Source organism: Cupriavidus sp. UYPR2.512, assembly GCF_000379565.1.
In the GTDB taxonomy this organism is placed as follows: Bacteria; Pseudomonadota; Gammaproteobacteria; order Burkholderiales; family Burkholderiaceae; genus Cupriavidus.
The window spans coordinates 1-22,609 of the sequence record NZ_KB903179.1 but is presented as its reverse complement, the minus strand read 5'-3'; the positions used below and the strand labels follow the sequence as shown (position 1 = coordinate 22,609).

The 22,609-nt window shown below is 62.6% G+C and carries 19 protein-coding genes and 5 pseudogenes; 15 read left to right on the top strand and 9 right to left on the bottom strand.

Going from position 1 to position 22,609, the window contains the following annotated elements; translation table 11 throughout:
- Nucleotides 1-94: 94 nt before the first annotated feature.
- A complete protein-coding gene (locus tag A3A5_RS0132225) occupies nt 95-469 on the bottom strand; it encodes a heavy metal-responsive transcriptional regulator (RefSeq protein WP_018314485.1) in 375 nt (124 codons plus the stop codon).
- Between the two features lie 99 nt (nt 470-568).
- Between A3A5_RS0132225 and A3A5_RS0132220 the strand changes: the two genes are divergently transcribed.
- Nucleotides 569-1,396, top strand: coding sequence for an SDR family oxidoreductase (locus A3A5_RS0132220; protein ID WP_018314484.1), 828 nt, complete (start codon nt 569-571; stop codon nt 1,394-1,396).
- A 370-nt stretch (nt 1,397-1,766) separates the two neighbouring features.
- On the opposite strand, the gene A3A5_RS0132215 is transcribed toward A3A5_RS0132220, so the two are convergent.
- From A3A5_RS0132215 to A3A5_RS0132200, 4 genes are all read right to left on the bottom strand, one after another.
- Nucleotides 1,767-2,594 carry an SDR family NAD(P)-dependent oxidoreductase gene (locus tag A3A5_RS0132215; RefSeq protein ID WP_018314568.1) on the bottom strand — a complete coding sequence of 276 codons (828 nt, stop codon included), beginning with the start codon at nt 2,592-2,594 and terminating at the stop codon, nt 1,767-1,769.
- 27 nt (nt 2,595-2,621) lie between these two features.
- Nucleotides 2,622-3,938, bottom strand: coding sequence for an MFS transporter (locus A3A5_RS0132210; protein ID WP_255343557.1), 1,317 nt, complete (start codon nt 3,936-3,938; stop codon nt 2,622-2,624).
- 69 nt (nt 3,939-4,007) lie between these two features.
- Nucleotides 4,008-5,063, bottom strand: coding sequence for a 3-keto-5-aminohexanoate cleavage protein (locus A3A5_RS0132205; RefSeq protein WP_018314566.1), 1,056 nt, complete (start codon nt 5,061-5,063; stop codon nt 4,008-4,010).
- A gap of 41 nt (nt 5,064-5,104) precedes the next feature.
- A complete protein-coding gene (locus A3A5_RS0132200) occupies nt 5,105-5,512 on the bottom strand; it encodes a carboxymuconolactone decarboxylase family protein (protein ID WP_026201349.1) in 408 nt (135 codons plus the stop codon).
- A 145-nt stretch (nt 5,513-5,657) separates the two neighbouring features.
- Between A3A5_RS0132200 and A3A5_RS0132195 the strand changes: the two genes are divergently transcribed.
- Nucleotides 5,658-6,668 (top strand): AraC family transcriptional regulator, encoded by a 1,011-nt coding sequence (locus tag A3A5_RS0132195; protein ID WP_018314564.1) that lies wholly within the window; start codon nt 5,658-5,660, stop codon nt 6,666-6,668.
- 119 nt (nt 6,669-6,787) lie between these two features.
- Here A3A5_RS0132195 and argC read toward each other — a convergent pair whose 3' ends face one another.
- Complete coding sequence (gene argC / locus A3A5_RS0132185; RefSeq protein WP_026201348.1) at nt 6,788-7,741, bottom strand: N-acetyl-gamma-glutamyl-phosphate reductase; 954 nt, start codon at nt 7,739-7,741, stop codon at nt 6,788-6,790.
- A 198-nt stretch (nt 7,742-7,939) separates the two neighbouring features.
- Between argC and A3A5_RS0132180 the strand changes: the two genes are divergently transcribed.
- Nucleotides 7,940-8,824, top strand: coding sequence for a LysR family transcriptional regulator (locus A3A5_RS0132180; RefSeq protein WP_018314561.1), 885 nt, complete (start codon nt 7,940-7,942; stop codon nt 8,822-8,824).
- Nucleotides 8,825-9,070: 246 nt separating this feature from the next.
- Here the strand turns inward: A3A5_RS0132180 and A3A5_RS0132175 are convergent, their stop codons facing one another.
- Entirely contained in the window at nt 9,071-10,060 is a 990-nt protein-coding gene (locus A3A5_RS0132175) for an SLAC1 anion channel family protein (RefSeq protein WP_026201347.1), read from the bottom strand.
- Between the two features lie 135 nt (nt 10,061-10,195).
- Between A3A5_RS0132175 and A3A5_RS0132170 the strand changes: the two genes are divergently transcribed.
- From A3A5_RS0132170 to A3A5_RS42410, 4 genes are all read left to right on the top strand, one after another.
- Nucleotides 10,196-11,083 carry a LysR substrate-binding domain-containing protein gene (locus A3A5_RS0132170; RefSeq protein WP_018314559.1) on the top strand — a complete coding sequence of 296 codons (888 nt, stop codon included), beginning with the start codon at nt 10,196-10,198 and terminating at the stop codon, nt 11,081-11,083.
- A 412-nt stretch (nt 11,084-11,495) separates the two neighbouring features.
- Nucleotides 11,496-12,608 (top strand): substrate-binding protein, encoded by a 1,113-nt coding sequence (locus A3A5_RS0132165; RefSeq protein WP_018314558.1) that lies wholly within the window; start codon nt 11,496-11,498, stop codon nt 12,606-12,608.
- A 311-nt stretch (nt 12,609-12,919) separates the two neighbouring features.
- The gene (locus A3A5_RS45830) at nt 12,920-13,135 is read left to right on the top strand and encodes a methyltransferase (protein WP_081624038.1); all 216 of its coding nucleotides are present in this window, start codon (nt 12,920-12,922) and stop codon (nt 13,133-13,135) included.
- Between the two features lie 681 nt (nt 13,136-13,816).
- Nucleotides 13,817-14,038, top strand: a complete 222-nt coding sequence (locus A3A5_RS42410) for a hypothetical protein (protein ID WP_081624036.1) — start codon at nt 13,817-13,819, stop codon at nt 14,036-14,038.
- Nucleotides 14,039-14,205: 167 nt separating this feature from the next.
- Here the strand turns inward: A3A5_RS42410 and A3A5_RS0132155 are convergent, their stop codons facing one another.
- On the bottom strand, nt 14,206-14,475 hold the full coding sequence (locus A3A5_RS0132155) for a hypothetical protein (RefSeq protein WP_026201346.1): 270 nt from the start codon (nt 14,473-14,475) through the stop codon (nt 14,206-14,208).
- A 692-nt stretch (nt 14,476-15,167) separates the two neighbouring features.
- Between A3A5_RS0132155 and A3A5_RS0132150 the strand changes: the two genes are divergently transcribed.
- The 7 genes and pseudogenes from A3A5_RS0132150 to A3A5_RS42395 all read left to right on the top strand — a co-directional run.
- On the top strand, nt 15,168-15,524 hold the full coding sequence (locus tag A3A5_RS0132150) for an STAS/SEC14 domain-containing protein (protein WP_018314555.1): 357 nt from the start codon (nt 15,168-15,170) through the stop codon (nt 15,522-15,524).
- Between the two features lie 363 nt (nt 15,525-15,887).
- Nucleotides 15,888-16,013: pseudogene (locus A3A5_RS42920) on the top strand (pyridoxal-phosphate dependent enzyme); the annotation flags it as partial.
- Nucleotides 16,014-16,173: 160 nt separating this feature from the next.
- Nucleotides 16,174-16,304, top strand: a pseudogene (locus A3A5_RS45825) (LysR family transcriptional regulator); the annotation flags it as partial.
- A gap of 216 nt (nt 16,305-16,520) precedes the next feature.
- Nucleotides 16,521-17,615, top strand: coding sequence for a branched-chain amino acid aminotransferase (locus A3A5_RS0132140; RefSeq protein WP_026201345.1), 1,095 nt, complete (start codon nt 16,521-16,523; stop codon nt 17,613-17,615).
- A gap of 267 nt (nt 17,616-17,882) precedes the next feature.
- Nucleotides 17,883-19,281, top strand: a pseudogene (locus A3A5_RS39655) (amino acid permease).
- A gap of 248 nt (nt 19,282-19,529) precedes the next feature.
- Nucleotides 19,530-20,627 carry an amino acid dehydrogenase gene (locus A3A5_RS0132130; protein ID WP_018314552.1) on the top strand — a complete coding sequence of 366 codons (1,098 nt, stop codon included), beginning with the start codon at nt 19,530-19,532 and terminating at the stop codon, nt 20,625-20,627.
- Between the two features lie 67 nt (nt 20,628-20,694).
- A pseudogene (locus A3A5_RS42395) lies at nt 20,695-20,814 on the top strand (hypothetical protein); the annotation flags it as partial.
- A 208-nt stretch (nt 20,815-21,022) separates the two neighbouring features.
- Here A3A5_RS42395 and A3A5_RS0132125 read toward each other — a convergent pair.
- The gene (locus A3A5_RS0132125; protein WP_232431507.1) at nt 21,023-21,814 is read right to left on the bottom strand and encodes a transcriptional regulator; all 792 of its coding nucleotides are present in this window, start codon (nt 21,812-21,814) and stop codon (nt 21,023-21,025) included.
- Nucleotides 21,815-22,432: 618 nt separating this feature from the next.
- Between A3A5_RS0132125 and A3A5_RS0132120 the strand changes: the two are divergent.
- Nucleotides 22,433-22,609 (top strand): annotated as a pseudogene (locus A3A5_RS0132120) (IS5/IS1182 family transposase); the annotation flags it as partial.

Genomic DNA, 22,609 nt, shown 5'->3' with positions numbered 1-22,609 from the left:
CTAGGTGATCGGGACGTTTTCACACACCCTCGACCCAAAGCGGCCATTGACGTTCCTGTTCGAGGCAACATGACACTTGCACGGCCGCGACTCATCACGCTATTTCTTCTTCGACACAATCGCCGCCAACTTTGGCCAACGCATTCAGCAACCCTGTTCGCAGCGTGATCAACGCAAGACTCTTTGCGTCGAGTTCGGCGAGTTTTGCTTGCAGGCACGCGACCTTTTGGTCAACGCCGAACGTCGGACTTTCCCATACATGGACAACGTCGCCAATTTCCGCCAGCGTGAAGCCCAACTCCTTCGCGTGGACGATCAGCCGTATCCGCTGTAACGAAAGTTCGGAATAGCGCTTGTAAGTGTTCGTCGCGTTAGGTTGTGTTGGTTTGTCCAGCAGACCCATACGTTCGTAGTAACGGACGGTGTCGCGCGATACACCCGCCCTCTTGCATAGCTCGCCGATGCGCATGCTGCCTCCAATCAATGTCGTGGAACGACATTTACGCTTGACCGTTGCCTATAGTCAACGGTTTAGAGTGCAACTCCCGTTCCACTCCATCAGCAAGCTATGAGCAAATCTTTCGATTTTGGCGGAAAAACAGCACTCGTCACCGGTGCATCTTCGGGTATCGGGCGCGCGTTTGCCTATGCGTTGGCCGAACGCGGTGCGAGACTCCTGCTGGTCGCACGCTCTCACGACAAGCTGCGCAATCTGGCCGCAGAACTGCGACGCGACTATGCGTGCGACGCCGATTTTCTGACGGTCGACCTGAGCGCGGCCAACGCCGTCGACACGATCGATCGTCATCTGAAGCAGACCGGCACGGTCGTCGATGTGCTAATCAACAATGCGGGCTTCGCAGCTTACGGGCGCTTTGAAACGATTCCGTTGACGTGCCAGCGCGATGAAGTTCTGGTGAACTGCATCGCCGCGATCGAGCTGACTCATCTTCTGCTGCCGGGGATGCAAGCGCGATCCGACGGCGCAGTCATCAACGTCGCGTCAACCGCGGCATTCCAGCCCGATCCGTATATGGCCGTCTACGGCGCGACGAAGGCCTTTCTCCTGTCATTTTCAGAAGCTGTTTGGGCTGAGAACCGGCATCGGGGCATCCGGGTCGTCGCGCTATGTCCTGGCGCGACGCAAACGGCCTTTTTCGACGTTGTTGGCGCGAAGGAGGCTGCTGTCGGCGTGCCGATGCCGGTCGCGAACGTGGTGCAGGATGCCTTGTGGGCGCTCGATCGCAATCTGAGCTATTGGGTTGTGGGGGGGCGAAATCGACTGCTGGCGAACTTGCAGAGACTACTGAGCCGCCAGATGTCGGCTCGGCTCGTTGAAAAAATCCTTCGGCCAAGAGAAGTTCAGGATCTCGCGGCAACAGATCTCAAGGCGTAGGGCTGCGCCGTTTCCAGATGGTAGTCTCGACGTCGCGATCCTCAGATCGTCTTCGGCGGATAGCGAACGGCTGCAACTGGCCGATCGCCGACCTCGATGAAGCCAGCAGGGATAGCCGCGCACACGCTCACGGCGCGAGCCGTGGTCCTCCCTGCATCGACCGGTTGAATCCGCACCGAGAAGCTGCCGCTAGCAGAAGTGCACCGTGACGGTGGTTCTCGGCCGTCTTGATTGTCCCATTGCAGGAGGCTTGCTCACATGTTCGGGTGTTGAAAGTCCCGCATCTTCCTCCGCGCAAGGCGCGACTCGGGTGCATCTGGGATGCCCGGGTCTGGGACAGCGCTGCCGTGCGTCATGGCGCGTCCGTAGCTCATATCACCGCACCGCCGTTGGGACTGATGACCTGGCCTACGAGGTAATGCTCGTCCGAGGCCAGGTACACCGCCAGCGTGGCGTATTCATACGGCTCGCCCAGCCGCCCCAGCGGCGACAACTGGAACAGGCTGTTCCTCTCCGCTTCACTGGCATTGGCGATGTAGGCCCGGAAGGGCGGCGTCATCACCCCGCCGCAGGCGATGGCGTTGACGTAGATGTTGGCGCCCGCCACGTCCATGGCGGTGGTCTTGGTCAGGCTGATGACGCCCGCCTTGGTGGCCGAGTAGCCGGGGCTGTGCGTGCTGAGTGCACTCATCCCGGCAATCGAGGCAATGTTGATGATCTTGCCGCTGCGGCGCGGCTCCATCTGGCGCAGCGCGGCGCGGGTGCAATAGAACACGCCGTGCATGTTCACGCCCCACCACTTGAGCCAGTCGTCGTCGGTCAGCGACGACACGATGCCCAGCGACTGGCGCGGCATGGGCGTAGTGAGGTAGGCGTAGAGCTTGTTGCGGCGCCCGGTGTCCTTCTGGGACGATGGGACGATGCCGGCGTTGTTGACCAGGATGTCCACCGCGCCGAAGCGCTCGGCGGTGTGAGCGAACATGGCATCAACGGCAGCCGCGTCCGACACGTCGCAGCGCAACGCCAGGCAGGGCACGCCTTCGGCTGCGATCTCTGCGCGGGTGTGCTCCAGCGTTTCCATGTTGATGTCGCAGATGACCAGGCGGGAGCCCTCGCGGGCCATGGCCTGCGCGATGGCACTGCCCAGGCCCTGTCCGGCCCCCGTGACGAGGGCCACTTTGTCTTGCAGTTTTTTCATGAAGTCAGTCCGATCTGTAGTGGAAACCTAGGCGCAGGCAGGTATGCCACCCGCCGCGGCACGCTGCTGCCGGGCGATAGCCACCGCCGCCAGCGCAAAGAAGAGGATCGATGCAATGCCCAGGATGTCGGTCGCCAGCACTACGTGCGAGAGCGGATTGGCAGCCCCCTGGGCCTTCATCACATCCACGGCGCGCCCCGCCACGACGTTGCCGATAGACAGGGCAAATACGTTGACGCTCAGCATGGTGAAGCCGGTGACCGTGGAACGCATCTGCGGCGGTGTCAGGTTCACGATGCCGCCGTTGCCTGCCCCATACAGGGCCAGCGGCAGGAAGAAGCCTGCGCACATGCCGGTGTAGAACACCCACGAACCCGCCTCGGCAAAGCGGTAAGCAATCATGGGCCCCGCGCACACGGCAATGAACAGCACGACCACGGCGGCGTGCTTGCCTGGCAGCCGCTGCGCCATGCGATCCCCCAGCACGCCGCCCACCACCGAGCCCGCCGCGCCAAACACCAGTTGCAGCATGCCGATGCGCGAGGCGATGGCGGCGGCGTCCATGCCGCGCTCCTTTACCAGCCATAGCTGCGTGAACGCCAGGCCGACGAAAAAGAAGTGAAAGAGGGCAAAGCCGGCAATCATCAGCGACAGCGCAGGGCTACGACGCAGCAGGCCCAGCGTGTCGCGAACCTGCTGCATGAAGGGGGCACCACGCTCATGCGCTGGCAGTTGGCCCCTGTCGTCCTTGAGGCCAGCCAGCAGCACGGCGACGGCGATGCCCATGCCACCCAAGGCGTAAAAGGTGGTGCGCCAGCCATGCACCGCGCCAAAGGTGCCGGCCAGCAGAAAGCTGACGCCGATGCCAAGCGGAATGCCCATGAAGAAGATGCCCATGGCCGTGCCGCGCCGCTCCTGCACGAACAGCTCGGCCAGCAGTGACACCGTGGTCGGCACGAGCGCGGCCTCGCCAATGGCGACGAAGAAGCGCGCCAGCGCCATCTGCTCGAAGCTCTGGGCATGACCCGAAGCCCAGGTGCACAGGCTCCAGACAAAGACACCACCGGCCAGGATGCGCGTGCGGCTGAGGCGGTCGGCCATGGAGCCGAGGAATACGACCGAGCACGCATAGCTCAGCACCCACACTGCCCCGACGAGGAAGCCGTATTGGGCGTTGCTGAGATGCAGGTCCGCGATGATCTGGGGCGAAAAGCCCAGCAGCATGTTGCGGTCAACCATGGCCAGCACGTGGATGACCAGCAAGCTGGCCAGCACGGCAGAGGGGCTCTTCTTCCAGAACATCCTTGTCTCCTGCTTTGAGTGCTTTTGGTCTCTATCTGGCACGGATCAATATTTATTGGCCATGTTTTAAATTGCATCCATGCCCCTCTCCCGGAAAGAGAGGGGTCAGGCTCAGGCGGCGGGACGCAGCGGCACGCCGCGTTGCGTGGGCTTGCGGTTAGGCACCATGCCCAGGCGGGCCAGGGTTTCATCGGCGCTGTTCCAGAACGTGCCGGTCTGGTAGATGCGATGCGCGTCTTCGCCGGTGGCGACTTCGCGGTTCAGTTCGCGGGCAATGCGCACCATCTTTTCGATCTGCTGCGCGGACGTGGCGCGCTGGCCATCGGGGCCGAACAGCGTGTCCTCGATGCCCACGCGCACGTGCAGGCCCATGGCAATCGCCATGGTGTTCATGGGCACCACGTTGCGGTTGAGCGTTTCGAGGGTGAGCACCGCGCCATCGGGCGTGCGGCGCACGAACTCGATCATGTCAGCCGGGTGCAGCCCGGCAGCGCCGCCGCCGATGGCGACGTAGTTCAGGATCAACGGTCCGCGGTAGATGCCGGCGCGGATCAGTCGCTCGACCGTCTCCAGGCCTGTCAAGTTGCTGAGCATGAAATGCGGCTGGATGCCCTTCGCGACCAGTCGCTTGATGTGCTCGACATGCCACGATGGATTGGACGGCACGATCATGTCGCGGTACGCCGCCTGGATGGCCGGGTTCGTCAGGGAGGTCCCCGCCACGTCGGCCTCGGTCATCAGCTCCATGATGTTCATCTGGGAGGTGTTGATGGCGACCGTGACCTGGTCCGGCTTCGGCTGCAATTCGGCCAGCATGTGGCGGGTATCGTCAGCCAGCCACTTGGCGGCCTGGCCTTCGTCTTCCGGCGCGAACGAGATCGACCCGCCCACCTGCAGCACCATCTTGGGCACTGCTTCGCGCAGGCGCGCCAGCATTTCGTTGAACATGGACAGCCGCTTGCTACCCTTGCCGTCGGCCTCGCGCACATGTACATGGAGCACGGTGGCGCCCGCGTTGTAGCAATCGACCGCCTTCTGGACCTGCTCTTCCATGGTCACCGGAATGTCGTCCGAATCGCCGGGCACCCACTGCGGCCCGTAGGGGGCGACCTGGATGACCAGCTTTTCCTGGTTCTCGGGCAGGAGGGAATCGTCTAGAAAATGCATCTCTGTCTCTCTTGATTAAGGGGGTGTGGCGCGAATCGTGGTCAGGCGGCCGCACGCTCAGCCGACGCCTGTTGCTGTTGCAGTGCCGCGAGTTCTTCCAGCAGGATCGGCGCGCCCATGCTGCTGGTGTGGATGCCGAGCACGCTGACGGCCTGCAGCACCGCGGCGATCTCTTCCTTTGTGGCGCCCAGCTCGAGCGCCTTGCGAATGTGGCGGCGCGTGCCCGGTGCGTACATGTGGGTGCATGACGCATCGACCGCGATGGCGATGAATTCGTAGACCTTGGGATCGAGCACGCCGGAGAGGACCGGGTGCATGCCCATCGTCATGAATTTCTCGATCCATTCCGGGTCCAGTTCGGCGATGGCGTCCCAGGCGGGATTCCAGTTCCCGGTTGCCCGCAACTGATCACACAGGGGTGTGGCACTGGGGCGGCTCTGGCTGCTCATATTCGTTTCCCTCCACGGATTAGGTTGACTTCAGGCGCATGGCGCACGGTGAGCGCCGACATTGAAAAGTATCGGCCGTCGGCCAGCGTCTATTTGATTAAGCGCGACATACGTTTTATAATTCGCGACACTCAGGGAAAACGCCATGCCCTACCAGCTACGAAGCGCCAGCCTCACCAATTACGTCGATGTAGCCCGCTCGCTGGGCCTGGAGCCGTTCGCGTTCCTGAGGGCCGCCCGCATCAGCCTGGCTGCGCTGGTCGATCCCGATATCCGGATCTCCGCGGCAGCCGTGTCCCGGTTGCTCGAGGTGTCAGCGCAGGCGGCAGGCGTGGAGGATTTTGGGCTCCGCATGGCCGAGACGCGGGAACTCGCCAACCTCGGCCCCTTGGCGTTCGTCATGCGGGAGGAGCCGACGCTGCGACGTGCGTTGGAATCCATGGTCCGGTATCTGCGCCTGCAGAACGAGGCCATTGCCATGCGTATCGACGGGGCGGACGGCCTGGTGACCATCCGGCAGGAAGTACTGGCCGGGCTTCCCGGCTCGCTGAGACAGTCCTCGGAGTTGGTGGTCGGTGTCCTGTATCGCGTGCTCACGCTGTTCCTCGGTCCCAGGTGGAAGCCTCGCAACATCTGTTTCACCCATTCCGCACCAGCCAGTACCGCGACGCACCTGCGCGTCTTCAAGATGCCGGTGCTGTTCAACCAGGAGTTCGACGGCATCATCTGCGACGCGTCCGACCTCGACGCTTCGCTTCCCTCCTACGATCCGGCCATCGCCCGTCAGGTGCGGCAGTATCTCGACGCGATGCTTGCCCGGTCCGAGGACAGCATGGCGGACAAAGTGCGACGGCTGGTCATCGCCTTGCTGCCGTCGGGCGCGTGCTCGATCGACCGGGTGGCGGAGCACCTTGGCATGGATGCGAGGACGGTGCAACGCCGCCTCGCGAGCCAGGGCGAGAGCTACTCCGGGCTGCTGAATGCGATCCGGACGGATCTCGCCGGGCGATATATCGAGAATCGCGAACGTCCCCTGTCGGAAGTGGCCGCCCTGCTTGGCTTTGCCTCGCTGAGCGCCTTCTCGCACTGGTTCTCCGGCCAGTTCGGTTGCAGTGTTTCGCGGTGGCGGGCCCGGGATGCGAATGCGGTGTCCTGACGGGCGCGGCCACGGGCGCCACCGGCGGCAGCGGCCACTCCAAGCCGCAGGGCACGCTGGCCACCATCGACGGGTTGCGCTCGATCATGCGGCCGACGATCTTGAGCGTTGGGTAGGCCTCAGGCGGCCCGGCGAACCTCCGCCGCCACCCCGGCCAGCATGAGGTCGAGGTTCTGCACTGCCGCCCCCGAAGCACCCTTGCCGAGGTTGTCGAACACCGCTGCCAACAGCACCTGCCTGTGCTCGCGGTTGGCGAACACGCCCAGGCGCAGGTCGTTGGTGCCGTTCAGTGCCTGCGGGTCGAGGTGAGTGGTGGCGGCCGATTCGGCTAGCGGCATCACCTCGACATGGCGGGCGTCGGCGTAGTGGTCGAGCAGGCAGTCGTGCAGCCTGCCGACGTCCGTGCCGGATGCCAGCAGGTCCAACTCCAGCGCCACCGTCAGTACGATACCTTGCCGGAAGGCGCCGTACGCCGGCACGAAGGCGGGGCGCCGTGCCAGGCCCGCGTGCTGCTGGATTTCAGGCGTGTGCTTGTGCGCCAGGTCCAGGCCATAGACCTGGAAGGGCAGAGCCCGGGTGGCCTGCGGTCCCTCGTAGGTATCGACGGCGGTGCGGCCGCCACCCGAATAGCCCGACACCGCGTGGATGGCGATGGGGTAGTCGTGCGGCAGCAGGCCGGCCTCCATCAAGGGGCGCAGCAGGCCGATCGCCCCGGTGGGATAGCAGCCTGGATTGCTGACGCGCAGCGCGCCCGCGATGCGCTGCGCCTGGCCGGCGGCCATCTCCGGAAAGCCATAGGTCCAGCCGGCCTGCGTGCGGTGTGCCGAACTGGCGTCGATCACACGCACCGCAGGGTTGACGATGGACGTCACCGCCTCGCGTGCGGCGGAGTCCGGCAGGCACAGGATGGCGATGTCGCAGCCGTTGATGGCGTCGGCGCGGGCGCGCGCATCCTTGCGCTGGCCGGCGGGCAGTGTCAGCACGCGCAGATCGTCGCGTCCGCGGAGGCGTTCGTGGATCTGCAGGCCGGTGGTGCCCTGGTCGCCGTCGATGAAAACAACAGGGTAGCGCATGGGATGGATCCTTGGCAGTGGCGTGAAAGTGGCGGCCCCGGCCGGTGCAGCATCAGCGCTGCGTTGGTGCGGCCGGTACGGAAGCGCCATCTTGCGCCACCGGATAGAATCGGAGAAGTTGAATTTCATGACGACGAAATTCATGTTTCCTGAACGATGTCCTCGTCAGCAGATACGCCCTTAACCGGAGTTCCGCCCATGCGCGAGATCAGCCTGGACCGCCTGCGTACCCTCGTCGCCATCGCCGATCTGGGTTCCTTCGCCGAAGCTGCGCGCGCGTTGCACTTGGCTCCGCCCACCGTCAGCCTTCACATTGCCGAGCTGGAAGCCCGCGTCGGTGCGGTACTGCTGACGCGTAAGCGCGGCGAGGTGCGTCCGTCGTCCATTGGCGAGACATTGGTCGATCGCGCCCGCCGCCTGCTGGCCGATGCCGACCTTGCGCTGGACGACGTGCAGCGTCAGGTGCAGGGGTTGACCGGCCGCGTGCGCCTCGGGGCCTCGACCGGGGCCATCGCCCACCTGCTGCCGCAGGCGCTGGCCATGCTGGCGGAGCGGCATCCCGATATCGACGTGCAGGTGGCCGTGCTTACCTCGCAGGAGACGCTGGCGCGGCTGGCCGCCGGCACGCTGGAGGTCGGTCTGGTGGCACTGCCACAGGCGCGCGTGGCGGGGCTGACCATCCGCCCTTGGCGGCGCGATCCGGTACGGGCTTTCCTGCCAGCGAGTTGGCCCTGCCCGGCGCGCATCACGCCGGCCTGGCTGGCAACGCGCCCGCTGATCCTGAATGACGGCACCACGCGCCTGTCGCGCCTGACCGCCGAGTGGTTCGCCAGCGGTGGCCACAGGCCAGCGCCGCGTATTCAGCTCAACTACAACGACGCCATCAAGAGCCTGGTGGCGGCCGGCTATGGCGCAGCCCTGCTGCCACACGAGGTCACCACGCCGGCGCCGGATGCGCGCGTAGTGATGCGGCCGCTGCGGCCGGCGTTGTGGCGGCGACTGGGGTTGGCGCACAGCGGGGAAAGGGTACAACGTGCCACGGAATACGTACTGGAGGCCCTTTGGGCGCTGCGGGCGGGGTAATGCCGTTGGATACACGCGGACCGGTTCGGGCGCGGCAAGGTGTCGGCGGCAAGTAGGCACCGGCAACCCTTGTATTGCGTCGGGCCTTAGAAGGGGGCTTGAAGTGAATTGGCTGTCCGGCGCAGCGGCCGACCGGTGGGGCGATCGTCGCGTCCTGCTGCGAGGCCGGATCGCGTGCCGCCCTTGCCGGTGGCGATGGCCTGCATGGCGCTGCCGGGACTGGCGGGCGGCAGCGATAACGGGGCTTCAACCGGCGAGCAGCTTCCCACTAATAAGCATGTGCAGCGTTCTGACAAGGAGAACCACGATCGCGATGCTCAGCATGGCGAGGAGGAGGATCGCAATTACCGTCACGGGCCAAGCCTGGACGAACATCGAGTATTTCAGCGCGGCACTCGCGAGGGCCGCCATCGGAAAGCTGATGGCCCACCAACCGGAAGCGAACGGAATTCCCTTGCGAAAGACTTTAGGCGCCAGCGTAAGGAATATGAAGAGGCCGAAGTAAAACAGCAAGCCGGAGAAAGTGTCGACGCGTTGCGTAAAGTTGGTGTAGGCGAGAAAGCCCACTTCGAAGGGTGCCATCAGGATCAACAGGGAAGGAACCATGCCGGCGGGCAGGGGCTCGTGATGAATCATTCGCGACATGATCATCGTAAAGAACAAGAGGGCAATCATCGTCCCTACGGCCAGTGCGAACATGTTGACTTCATGTGCCCACGGCATTGGCATGCTTCCACCTGCAACCGCGATATCCAAAGTGGCGACTCCGGGGATAAACCAGGCAGGAACCGCGTGTGCAGCGTCAATCTTGCCCTGCAGCAGCCGGCTCGCAATCGTGAAACAGAGCGCGATCGTCGCAATTGTGCCCACTATCCAGATGACTTCGGCGAGCGGCTGGCTAAGTTGAGCAACGACCGAGGAGAGTAGCAGGATAGCGATCGTGATCGTGCCGAAGAAATTGCCAGCGACGGGATGCCGGAACTCGCCGCGGACCGCGTCCGGATGTTGGATTGCCTTGACGAGATATCCCGCGCTCAGCACCAGGAACACCATGATGGCGAGGATCCCGGCTGCCGCGGATATCAGCGGCGTTACCCCAAATTCCTGGCTGGCCTGGCGCCACGCGATCGAGAGCCCGGCAATACCCATCACGGACGCAAACAGGTTGACGGGCAAGTTCTTGATAGAAGCGTTTCGTTGCAAAGCCTGCGGTTGGGTACTCGATAGCGTTGACACAGCACATTCTCCAGATTCTCGACGCGTTCGCCGGGGAATGCCTGGATAGTAGGTGCTTCCACCCAGAAAGATAATCTGCCATTATCAAGAATCACCCTCCCAAAATATGAGAACGTGGCCGATCGTTTCGAATCCATGTCGATCCTGGTGGCCGTGGTCGACGCAGGCAGTTTTTCTGCAGCTGCCCGGCAGCTCGAGATTCCGCTTGCAACGGTCAGCCGCAAGGTCGCAGAACTGGAGTCACACCTGAAAACCCGACTCCTGCATCGCTCCACCCGGCAACTTGCGCTCACAGAAGCCGGACAGTCCTATGTCGCCGCGTGCCGGCGCATTCTCGATGAAGTTGGAGAAGCAGAGCGTGCCGCGTCGGGGGAATACGCGGCGCCTAAAGGTGAACTTGTCATGACTGCGCCCATTGTCTTCGGACGCTTGCACTTGTTGCCGGTGGTCGCGGAATTCCTCAAGACTTATCCGGACATCGATGTACGGATGGTGCTGACCGACCGTGTGATGCATCTTCTTGAAGAGCAAGTCGACGTCGCAGTGCGGATCGCTGAACTACCCGACAGCAGTTTCATCGCGACGCGGATTGGCACAACGCGTCGGGTGGTATGCGCGAGCCCAGCCTACTTCGCTGAACATGGCACGCCGACGCACCCCCTTGAGCTAACCGGCCATGCATGCATCACCATGGACCAGATTGCATCCAGGCAAGTCTGGACTTTCCTGTCGGGCAAGGCGGAGGTGGAGGTGCCTATCCGCTCGCGGCTTGTCGTGAGCACTGCCGAAGCCGCAATCGACGCAGCGGTGGCCGGGGTCGGCCTCACTCGCGTGCTGTCCTACCAGATGGCGGACGCGATCCGTGCCGGTGCGGTCAAGACCACGCTCGAAGCGTTCGAGCCAGCGCCGTGGCCCATCAGCCTGGTTCACCCTGGACAGGGGATTTTGCCGCTGAAGTTGCGCGCATTTCTTGATTTCGCCGGGCCACGATTGAAGGCTCGGTTGAAGGAACTGGGCGTCTAATGGGCTTATGCTTTGCTCGAGGGCAGGCGCTCAGGCCTCGCACATCCATGAACTGGCAAGAGCCTCACTCATCGAAGCGGAGCAATTCCTGGCGTCGACAGAGTTCATGGCTGGCGATACGTTTTCGCTTGATCCATTCGTAATTCTGAAGCCAGCGACATCGCGTGCACTCGTCCGGCATCAAGGCCATCGAATGCATCGCGAACATGCACAATGCGCCGAAGGAGGTGGTGCAATGGGTGAGGGCATGGTATGCCTGGTGCGAGCATGAACCGCCCCGAGATTTCGTGAAGGCTGTTTGGATCAGCTAGTATGAGTGGGCGCCCTTGCTGCAGGCAAGTGCTATGCGAAACACATGTGCGAGCCCAGCGTTCAAGCCAGCGCTTGGTCAGCTTCGTGAGGAGAGATAGCCATGAAAGGATCATCCATCAAGGTGGGGGTCATCACAGACCAGACCGGTCCGCTCTCATTCATGGGTATCGCCAATGCCAACGTCGCGAAGATGGTGATCGATGACATCAATGCAAAGGGTGGCTTGCTGGGGCGACAGATCGAGTTGTTCCTCGAAGACAGTGAGACCACAGATAGCGTGGCGGAGGCCAAAGCGGCCAAGCTAGTGCAGCAAGATCAAGTGGATGTGATTTTCGGCGGCATTTTTAGCTCCACGAGGCAGGCCATCAAAGGTCCGGCGGTAGTGCAGGGCAAGAAGCTCTACATTTACCCGGAGCAATATGAAGGGCAGGAATGTGACCCGCTCATCTTCTGTACCGGCCCGGTGCCTGCACAACAAGTCGAACCTCTCATTCCGTGGCTGATGCAGGAAACGGGGGCGAAAAAATTCTATCTGCCGTCGGGCGACTATATCTGGCCGCACACGATGAACAGGAAGGTCCGTCAGGTGGTCACGGCAAATGGTGGCGAGATAGTCGGAGAGGAATACTTTCCCCTCGATCACGCCGACTATGGCGGGACCATTGACAAGATCATGTCCAGTGGCGCGCAGGTGGTATTCAATACGATCGTTCCGCCTGGGCTCACGCCATTCCTCGAGCAGCTTCATGGCTCCGGGTTCACGAAGCGAGGCGGACGCATAGTCTGCACGTACTTCGACGAGAACTTCCTGAACCTGGTGCCAGCCGCACATGTGGAGGGTCTGTACAGTTGCCTCGACTACTACCACAACGTCAGCGATTCGTTCAGCAAGAACCTGGTCCGGCATTACGACACGCTCTATCCGGGCAGTGCCAAATTCACAGCTGGCAGTGCGTGTTCCGGGCTGTACCGAGGGCTGAGGCTCTGGGAGGTTGCCGTGAAGGAGGCCGGCTCGCTAAAGCAAGACGAAGTCATCAAGGCACTGGACCACGCGAGGATCGCCGAGGGACCGGGTGGTCCGGCCGAGATGGTGCCGGGCCAGCATCACGTGCGGATGAACATGTACCTTGCCCAGGCACATGACGGTAATTTCAGGATCGTCAAGAGCCTCGGGGTCATCGATCCGAAGGAGTGCGTGCAGGGCGTTGGATAAGCCAATCCAGGGGATCGGGCAGCACGGAGGCCCGCGCGCCGTCAGATCGCATGCTCCGAGGCCGACCCCACCTGTGCAATGGCTAAAGCAAATTCTGCGCACCATTGCCGCAGACGTCGGCAAGGTCATCGGAAGGGAGAGGATTGTCGCCAGAAAACAAAGCTAGGGGATCATGTTTGCGCGGGCGGTCCTGGCGTTCTTTGCACTGCCCGGCGTAGTGGCCTTTGCAGTTCCCGGCATCTGGCTGCTTTCCAGCTCACACACACAGCTCGTTCTGCCACTGGGTCTGGTGTTGATGCCGGTCGGCTCGGTTGGTCTGCTCTGATGCGTACGCGACTTCTACGTTTCGGGCAAGGGCACGCTCGCTCCGCAAGGGCACGCTCGCTCCTTGGGCTCCGCCGGTCCAACTCGTCGTCGTTGGCCTGTATCGCAATACACGCAATCCCATGTACGTCTCGCTCACGCTCATACTTCTGGGTTGGGCGATGTCATTCGGCCATGAACTCCTCACATTGGGGCTGCTCTAAAGGACAGGTGCTGGCATGGGGATTCATCGCTGGAACAGATCTCGCCACATCGCGCCTTTACTCGAGGATCGCATCGAGCGCGATTTTTTACCGATGAGATCGCTCGCACGGCTGGTAGCTTTATGCTTGCTGGCAATGAACGCCCGCACGCCGGTCATCTATTCATGATGGGCGATGCCGCCAGCCAAAATTGAGGGGGAGGGTTCATGACGCAGCGAGCACGGCATCTTTATCGGAGTTCCAATGGCGACCGATGGTCGCTGGTTTGCGACCTGGATTCAGGACGAGTGTTCATCCGGCATGAGCCCAACTTGCCATCAGGCGGCCAGACATCCGAAATAGCCGTCGGCGATTTCCTCGTGTCCGATGCGCACGGACCAGAGCATGCCGAGTTGTTACGGCTTATCGGAACGCTTGTCGAATCCGGCTGACGTCGGGAATCGGCCGCTGAGTGCGCGCTGCCACCTCCTTGCAGACGCTGTGCAAGGGCGAGGCTGGGATCAGCGCGCGCAGGCTTGGTATTGGCGCACTCTCCAATTCCGCCAACGAGCCAAAGTAGTAATTCGAGTGTGGGCTTACTAAAACCGTCGGCCGTTTTCAGCAGTGTCGGCTTGCGCACAGACCGCCTGCCGCACGCGCCGAAAACTACTTCGAATCTGTCCAACCCGCCAGGAGGCACAGATGAAACAGGTATCACTGACCATTCCAGAACTTGGATTGATTGCCGGAACACGAGCGGCAGGCGGTGCGGGCCTCGCACTGTTGCTCAGCGATCGAATGAATCCGGAACAACGCCGCGCCATCGGCTGGACGCTGCTCGCTGTAGGGGTCATCACCACAGTGCCGTTGGTCGCGCAAGTGCTTGGAAAACGTCAGCCATACAAGAGCCCCGACGAGAAGTGAAGTAATGGTGCCGCTTTCAAGCAGCCCTTTCAGAAAGAAGCCGACATTCGAATGTCGGCGCGAGAGCGCAGTCGAGTGGCCCTAGTTGGCCGGTTGCGCATGAACAGCGCCGCGCCATGCGGCCGCACGAATACGTAGCATCGTTTCGTCGGCCAGCACCGGCCGCGCTAGTACTTGATGTCCCGTTTCTCCTGGCGGCCCTCCTGCTTCGTGTCGCGCTTGTCTTGCCGGCACTGGGAGTTGCTCTTCTGGTTTGCAGCCCGGCAGTCGACCTTGCCTCCGCGCGCTTCCTGTTTGGCAGCCTGGTTTGCGGCCCTGCCTTGTTGGCGCTGTTGCGACTGGTTGGTGGCCAGAGCAGCCCCCGATAATGCCAGGAGTCCGGCTGCGGCCAGCATTGCGCCCGTCCGCCTCCAAAGTCCATTTCTTGATTCGACCATTTTCACCTCCTCCGTGCTGGGTAGAAACGGCGGTCAGTTGTCGCACAACGCCGCCTTCGCATGCTCGTAGAGAGCCAGACTGAAAAAGCCTCCTCCGACAAAAGAAAGCATCCCTTGCCCCCAGCCGATGATGGCACGAATGAGTGTCGCCCGAGAACAATTTCCCATGCGCAAGCCATTCCTCAAAGGGTGGCAATGGTTCGTGAGTGGCCGACGATCCCACGCGCGTCAAGCGTCCGCTGTTTGGCCATACCTGACGTTTGAGCGTCCGCGCAGTCTTCTGCGGGGATGTCGCGTGTTGGCCGAACTCTGTCTGCCGGTCGGCTGGCCGTTAGCCGGATCCAGATTAAGCTAGGCGGCCTCGAATCTGAAGCTTTGCCATCGTAAGGTGGGCTGAATGACAAGAGGAAGTACCGACAACTGCACTCTGATTGGCTTCATGTTTGAATAACTTGCACATGGCTCTTGAACCCTCGCTGTTCCAATGGCCGGTCGTCCCCCACGTCGCTGGGGATACATTATTTCGCAGTCTTCGAGCCTGATCAGTACAAAGCCGAGCCAGTGCTTACCGTACCAAGGGGCCGCGACTTGAGTAGGCTAACCGAGCCGTGTGAAAAGGGGTACGATGGGTTCGAATGCTGGATTTAACCGTTCTGGAGCGTGTAACGTCTCCCTGGCCAAGTACTCCTGCCATGATCCTGTATCACACTGACCCCGATTCTCCGGTCATCGAAATTTTCGTCGAAGGCAAAGTCACTGACCACGATCTGCGTGAAGCCATCGAGCGCATGCGTGGTGATCTCGAACTGAACGGCAAGACCCGCGTGCTCGAACGCATCGAGCATTTCACCGGCATCGAGCCAAAGGCGCTGTGGACCGACATGACGCTCGGGGTTTCCATGGCCCGCAGGATCACGCGCGCCGCCGTGGTGGCCGACGCGGGCTGGATCCGCGCCTCGATGCATTTGGCGCGGTTCTTTACGAAGGCCGAGATCAAAGCGTTCCACGTCAACGAACTCGAGCAGGCGCGCGCCTGGATAAACGCCTGAGCGCCGCGCGGCGAATCGCGTAGCAGTCCGAGCCACGCGTCGTTGAGACGACGCGTAAACCGCCGCCAGTGGCAGGCCGATTGTCTCTCCAAAATACCAACTGGCGGTCGCCCCCAAGGACCCTGCGAACCGATGCAACGAATCGCTCGACGGGCGGGGACTGCGCTTCCCGGCTATAGACGAACTCGACGTCAAACTCGGCGTCCAGCCCCTGAGCGGCAACAGGTTTACGGACGGCGGGCACGCCGCCCGTGTGCTGGCAGGCACGAATGCATATCCCATCCCCGCGGCGACTAGCCCGAGCATGGTTGGGATATCCGCACCGATCTGGGCGATGTGCGGAACAAAGCCTGCTTTGGCGCGCCTTCTGGTTCATTCAAATTGCGCGGCATTTCACATGCATGCAGTTGGCATATTGAGCGTGGCGCCAAACACTTCATTTCCTCATCAGGGGGCAATGCCGGTATGGCTGTCGCGTATTGCGGGCGAGTCTCGTCGGCAATCCTTTCCGGTGCCTCGCGAGACTTGGCCATGTCCATCCCTCCGCTATTTGTTTTGTGGATATCAGGTTTTGGAATTTTTGATTTTACGATGGCGCGGGCGCTTCCTACACTCCTCCGGACAAAAGAAGCATACGGAGACAGACATCGTGAATACCCCACTATCGCCAACCTGCGCGAATCCTTGGCCGCGGCCAGCCTGGACGACAAGGACACCCTCAAAAGAGGCCGCGTCTACATGAGCGGCACCCAGGCGCTGGTGCGAACGCCACTGCGGCAATAGGCCAGAGGCGCGCTGAGTGCTGCTGCCTGGCTCCGGCCGCAGCAGAACAGTTTCCTGTGGCAGGATCGAGCGCGTCCGGCTTGGCGGTGGTGGGGCCTGCGAAGGCGCGCCGCTCTTTGGCAAGTGGCACTCCACCCTTGTATGGCACCCGCCCCGACGACACTACCGCGGCGGCCAGGGCCATATGGCCCAACATCCTCGGAACACTGAAAAATGAGTACGGAAAATCAACTGCAGTTCGTTGTAGAGCCTCGCCCCGAGCCCACCCCCGCCGATGAGATCGCTGCCAAGTTGGCAAATCCGACGTTCGGACGCATTTTCACAGATCACATGGTCACGATCCGTTGGACCGACGGTCGCGGCTGGCATGACGCCAAGGTCGAAGCACGCCGTCCTTTCCAAATCGATCCCGCCTGCGCAGTACTGCACTACGCGCAGGAAATCTTCGAGGGCATGAAGGCATACCGTGGCGAGGACGGCAAGATCTCGCTGTTCCGACCACAGGAGAACGCAAGGCGTTTTCGCGCCTCTGCTGCTCGCATGTCGATGGCCGACCTGCCCGAGGCCACATTTCTGCAAGCCGTGGAAGCGCTCATCGATATTGACCGCGCCTGGATTCCAGGTGGCGATGGAAGCCTCTACCTGCGTCCATTCATGTTTGCCTCGGAGAATTTTCTCGGCGTGCGCGCGTCGGCCGAATTTGTATTTTGCGTGATTGCTTGCCCGGTCGGCCCGTATTTCAAGGCCGGCAAGTCGGCGGTGACCGTATGGGTTTCGGATCGCTACACCCGAGCGGCCCCAGGCGGCACCGGCGCGGCCAAGTGCGGCGGCAACTACGCAGCCAGCCTGATCGCGCAGACCGAGGGCTCGGCCAATGGCTGCGACCAGGTGGTGTTCCTTGACGCTGCGGAGCACCGCTGGATCGAGGAGCTCGGGGGCATGAATGTTTTTTTCGTGATGGATGACGGCTCTCTGCGCACGCCTCCATTAACAGGGACAATCCTGCCGGGCATTACGCGCGCTTCGATCATCGAACTGGCCAGGCACGAGGGTATTCCGGTCAATGAAACACCATACGACTTCGAGACGTGGCGCGCAGATGCAGCCAGTGGCTGGGTTAAGGAAACTTTTGCCTGTGGCACGGCCGCGGTCGTCACCGCGATCGGGCAGGTACGTCACGCTGGTGGGGAGTTCACGATCGGCAATGGTGGGGAAGGCGAAGTTACGCAACGCCTCCGTTCGTTGTTGACCGGCATCCAGCGCGGCAAGATCGCCGACCCATTCGGATGGGTTCATCACGTCGATTGAGACCGGCGTGTTTGACATCAGCGGCGTGCAAGGAATCGGAGGGCCGTGCGCGCCGCGTTGATTCGGTTTGACGTCTGTCCCCGTGGCCTGGGCGGTCCGGGTAATTCCAACAAAAATACCGGGACCGGGGCGCGACCTGCGTGCCGGCAAGCCGTGCCGTCGACCCCGGCAGCACGCTGCCCGGATGCCTTCGCGCCCGCATGACTCGTCGCCATCTCCGGCGCGGGCCCGTGCGATCGCTCGGCAGCACATGCAGGAGACACCTATATGAGCTTGTTCCGAACCAAAGACATTGACGCCATGCTGGTGGACAGCCACGTTGGCGGCCTGAAGAAGGTGCTGGGTCCGGTGGACCTCGTGCTGATGGGCATCGGCGCCATCATCGGCACCGGCATCTTCGTGCTGACCGGCACCGGAGCCCTGACCGCCGGCCCGGCGCTGACGGTTTCTTTTGTCATCGCGGCCATGGCCTGCGGCTTCGCCGCGCTGTGCTATGCCGAGTTCGCCTCCGCCATCCCGGTGTCGGGATCGATCTATACCTATAGCTACGCGACTCTGGGCGAGATCATCGCCTGGATGATCGGCTGGGACCTTCTGCTCGAATACGGCCTGGCTACCTCGGCGGTGTCGGTGGGCTGGTCGGGATACTTCCAGTCGCTGGCGGCGGGTTTCGGCCTGCATTTGCCGGCGGCGCTGACGGCGGCTCCGGGGGCTGTGCCGGGCGTTCACACCTTGTTCAACCTGCCGGCCTTCCTAATCATGCTGATCACCACCTGGGTGGTGTCGTGCGGCGTGCGCGAGTCGGTCCGTCTCAACAACCTGATGGTGGCGATCAAGATTTCGGTGGTGGTGCTGTTCATCGCGGTCGGCGTCTGGCATGTCAAGCCGGCCAACTGGCAGCCATTCGCGCCGTTTCGGGGTATCCGGCATCTTCAATGCGGCGGCGCTGGTGTTCTTCGCCTTTATCGGCTTCGATGCGGTGACCTCAGCCGCTGAGGAAGTGCGCAATCCGCACCGCGACCTGCCGGTCGGCATCATCGGCTCGCTGACGGTCTGCACAGTGCTATACGTGATAGTCGCGGCCATCATGACCGGCGTCGTTCCCTTCGCCAAGTTCGCCGGCGTCGACCATCCCGTGTCGCTGGTGTTGCAGTACGCGGGACAGAACTGGGTGGCTGGCTTTGTCGACCTGGGCGCCATTCTCGGCATGACCACGGTGATCCTGGTAATGACCTTTGGCCAGACTCGCGTCATCTTTGCCATGTCTCGCGACGGCCTGTTGCCCGCCAAGCTGTCGTCGGTACACCCGGTGCACGCCACGCCATTCTTTGCCACCTGGACCGTCGGCATCGTGTTTGCGATGATCGCCGCATTCGTGCCGCTCAATGTGCTGGCCGAGTTGATCAATATCGGCACACTCTCGGCCTTCACGCTGATCTCGATCGCGGTCCTGGTGCTGCGCCGGACCCGTCCCGATCTGCATAGGGCCTTCCGCTGCCCCGGCGTGCCGGTGGTTCCGCTGCTATCGGTGGGCTTCTGCCTGTTCCTGATGGCGCACCTTCAAGCGCTGACCTGGATCGCCTTCCTCATTTGGCTGGGGATCGGTCTGTCGATCTACTTCCTGTACGCGCGCCGCAACGCGGTGCTGCACGGTGGCACCAGGTAGCACGCGGTGCTAGCCGTAAGAGTCCCGAGACACGGTAAGCGGATGTGGAAGCCGACCTTGGAGTAAGCGAAAACCCCAGCCCCGCCCGCACCGAGAAACTGGGTAAGATGCCAACCCGGCGCCGGCGCGACAAGATCGCCCGCAGCCGAACGGGATTGGGGCTCCACGCCCCATCAAACGCCGCACCGCACTGCAACCCAGGCGGTGTGTCAAGGAAGGCAGAGCTACAGCTTTGCATTCCCCACGTCATGGAGAAGAAGTTGAACGACCGTACCCACGCGGCGGCCGCTGTCCGCCTTTTCGGCACCGGCGAAGGCCTGTCCCACGAGCGCGTGACGCTCGCCACCGATCCGGAATCCGGCCTGCAGGCCATCATCGCCATCTACAACACCAGACTGGGCCCCGCCTTCGGCGGCTGCCGGTACTGGGCCTATCCCGCCGAAGCCGACGCGCTGTCCGATGCGCTGCGCCTGTCACAGGGCATGGCCTACAAGAACGCCCTCGCCGGGCTGCCGTTCGGTGGCGGCAAGGCGGTGATCCTGCGTTCCCCGGCGCAGACCGACCGCCAGCAACTCTTCCGCGCCTTCGGCCGCATGGTCGAGTCGCTGCAAGGCAGCTATATTACGGCCGAGGACGTCGGCACGACGGTGGACGACATGCGTGCCGTCCAGGCCGAGACCCGCTATGTCAGCGGCATGCCGCGCGACGGCGGCTTCGGCGGCAATCCCTCGCCGTGGACGGCATACGGCGTGTTCGTCGGCATCGAGGCGGCGGCGCTGTATCGCCTGGACCGCAAGTCGCTCGCCGGCTTGTCCGTGGCCGTCCAGGGACTGGGTTCGGTGGGCTGGGAGCTTTGCCTCCGTCTCCATGAAGCGGGCGCCACCCTGACCGTGGCCGATATCGACGCCGGCCGCACGACGCAGGCGCAACAGCAGTTTGGCGCCCGCGTCGTATCGCCGGAAGCCATCACGGCCGTCGACGCCGATGTATTCGCGCCGTGCGCGCTGGGTGCCGTCATCACCCCGGCCGTGGCCGAAAGCTGCCGCTTCCGGGTCATCGCCGGCGGGGCAAACAATCAACTCGCTTCCCTCGCCGAAGGCGACACCCTGCACCAGCGCGGGATCTTCTATGCGCCCGACTTCCTCATCAATGCCGGCGGCATCGTGAGTTGCGCCCGGGAATACCTCGGCGGTGTCGACGAATCGGCCCTGCGTGACGAAGTGGCAGGCATCCGCGATCGGGTGCTCAGGCTGGCGCAACGCGTGGAGTCGACCGGCCAGGCGCCGGCGCGCGCGGCGGTGACATGGGCGCACGAGGTGTTGTCGCGTGGCATCGGCCTGAACTGAACGTCACGTCGACCAGGAGGAAGCCGATGAACGAATTCCCGAAGCCTCACAGTTCGACCAGCGCCAGCTGGCGGCCGTCAGGTACGGTGGCGCCCGGCAGATCGAGTGCACCATCAACGGGCTTGGCGAACGCGCAGGCAACGCGTCCCTGGAAGAGGTCGTCATGGCGGTAAAGACCAGGCGTGACCCGTCCGAATGACGACGCATGTGAACGGCGGCTTGTGGCCCGGCAAGCGCCGTTGGCCCTTCGGCCAGGCTTGGCTAGCAACGGATGCCGGCAGCACGTGAGACCAGGAAGAACGTGAGGCCAGCGTTGCCGGGGCCCAAGATGGGGCACGATAACGGGGTCTTTTATCGCAACTCGTGATGGCAGATTCCCTTGGCATACGCCCATACTAGGCGAAGGATTCACGAGTCCCCGCCTGAGCGTGTTCGCTCCTGGGAAACACTGGCCGAGCACGTTCCTCCGTATGGCAACCAGCCGAGTCGGCAGGCGGCTGGCTCCTCCGGCACGGATCGGGCAAGACCTCCAGCTGCGCCCACGGGGCGTTGTCGACGGGATCGAGATCGAGGCAGTGTTTGAAGTCGCTCGCTGCCAGGCGCGTGCCCAGAAGCTTGCCAAACGCATCGAGCTGGACCTGCGAGATCAGTCCTGCGCTGCCGCCGAGCGCTGGGCAGATGATCCACGTCGTGCCGTCTTTGGCGAAGATGCGCAAGCGCCTGACTTGGTCGGCCGGCTGGATTGCGTGCTCTTCGCTGGCGAGCCCGCCTAGCGAGAAGGCTTCGAGGTATTCGTCGGTATGGCGATGGCCCAGGCAAACGACCACCTTCGGGCGCCAGCGGGCGCAGGTCTTCGCGAGAAACCGGAAGCGTTCGCCATGCCGGCACAGATCCTCATAGCGTGTCTGTGGGACGAGTTCGGGCTGGCCTCGGAACGCTTTGGACCATGCCGTTCGTCCATCTAGTTGGGCAGGCAGGGGAAACAGGCTGAGCCTGAACTCGGCGCCCCCAGGCGCGTAGAGATGGCGCCAGTAGTATTGTTCCCAATCGTTGTCGGCGAGCCGTACGCGCAGTGCTTCAGCCCGCGCGGCGGCCATGATGCGGGCGATGTACTGATGGCCGAGCCACTTGCCCATGTTTTCCCGCTGCTGGTGGCGGAACTCGGCGTCCCAGGCGGGCGGCGCCACACGCGGCTGCAGCGGCGCGACAAGGGGCTCCAACCAGGCGCGCGGGCTTCTGTCGCATATCCAGACGGGAGCTCTTGGGTTACCTCCTTCCATCCCCACATAAGATGCAAAATAACGATCGAGTTCCTGACGCGTGAATACCCCTGAATGCTGCATATTATCCCTTGCTGCCTGGTGGGACCCCCATACATCCAATGCCGCAGCATGCCGCCGCCTCTGGGGCGTGCGTGCCACTGTGGTCGTTTAAAAACTCTTTCTGCAGGCGGAGTACGAACGGGATCAGTGCGCCTTCGCAGGCGCCATCCTTGTGCCGATGGGATCTCGGTATAATGGCCCGCCCGCTGCCATGTCACCGGTAATTGCTAGTCGTTTCTTAATGCCGGCGAGGTCTGGGCGCCTGCGTAACCGCAGGGCCAGGCCAGTACCCGCATGCCGCGCTGCCAGAAAATGCAGCCACGTCGCTTTCGATGACGAAAAGCAATGTCGACTGAATAAGAAAATGCCAGCCGGCCCTTTCGTGGGTCCAGGCTATGGAAAGGCTGATTTAATCGACGAGAGTGTCGACGTTGAGCAGCTGTGAAGCGTTGATAGACTAAGGACGACCAGCGAGCTACGCCGATGCAACAAATCAGTTTTGCTAGTGCCGAGTATCTGGGAAAGAAGCGCGTTACGCGGCGCGAGAAATTTCTGGGTGAGATGGAGCAGGTGGTGCCCTGGGCTCGATTGCTGGAGGCACTGGAGCCGTACTACCCCAAGGGCAAACGAGGGCGCCCGCCCATTGGCCTGGAACGCATG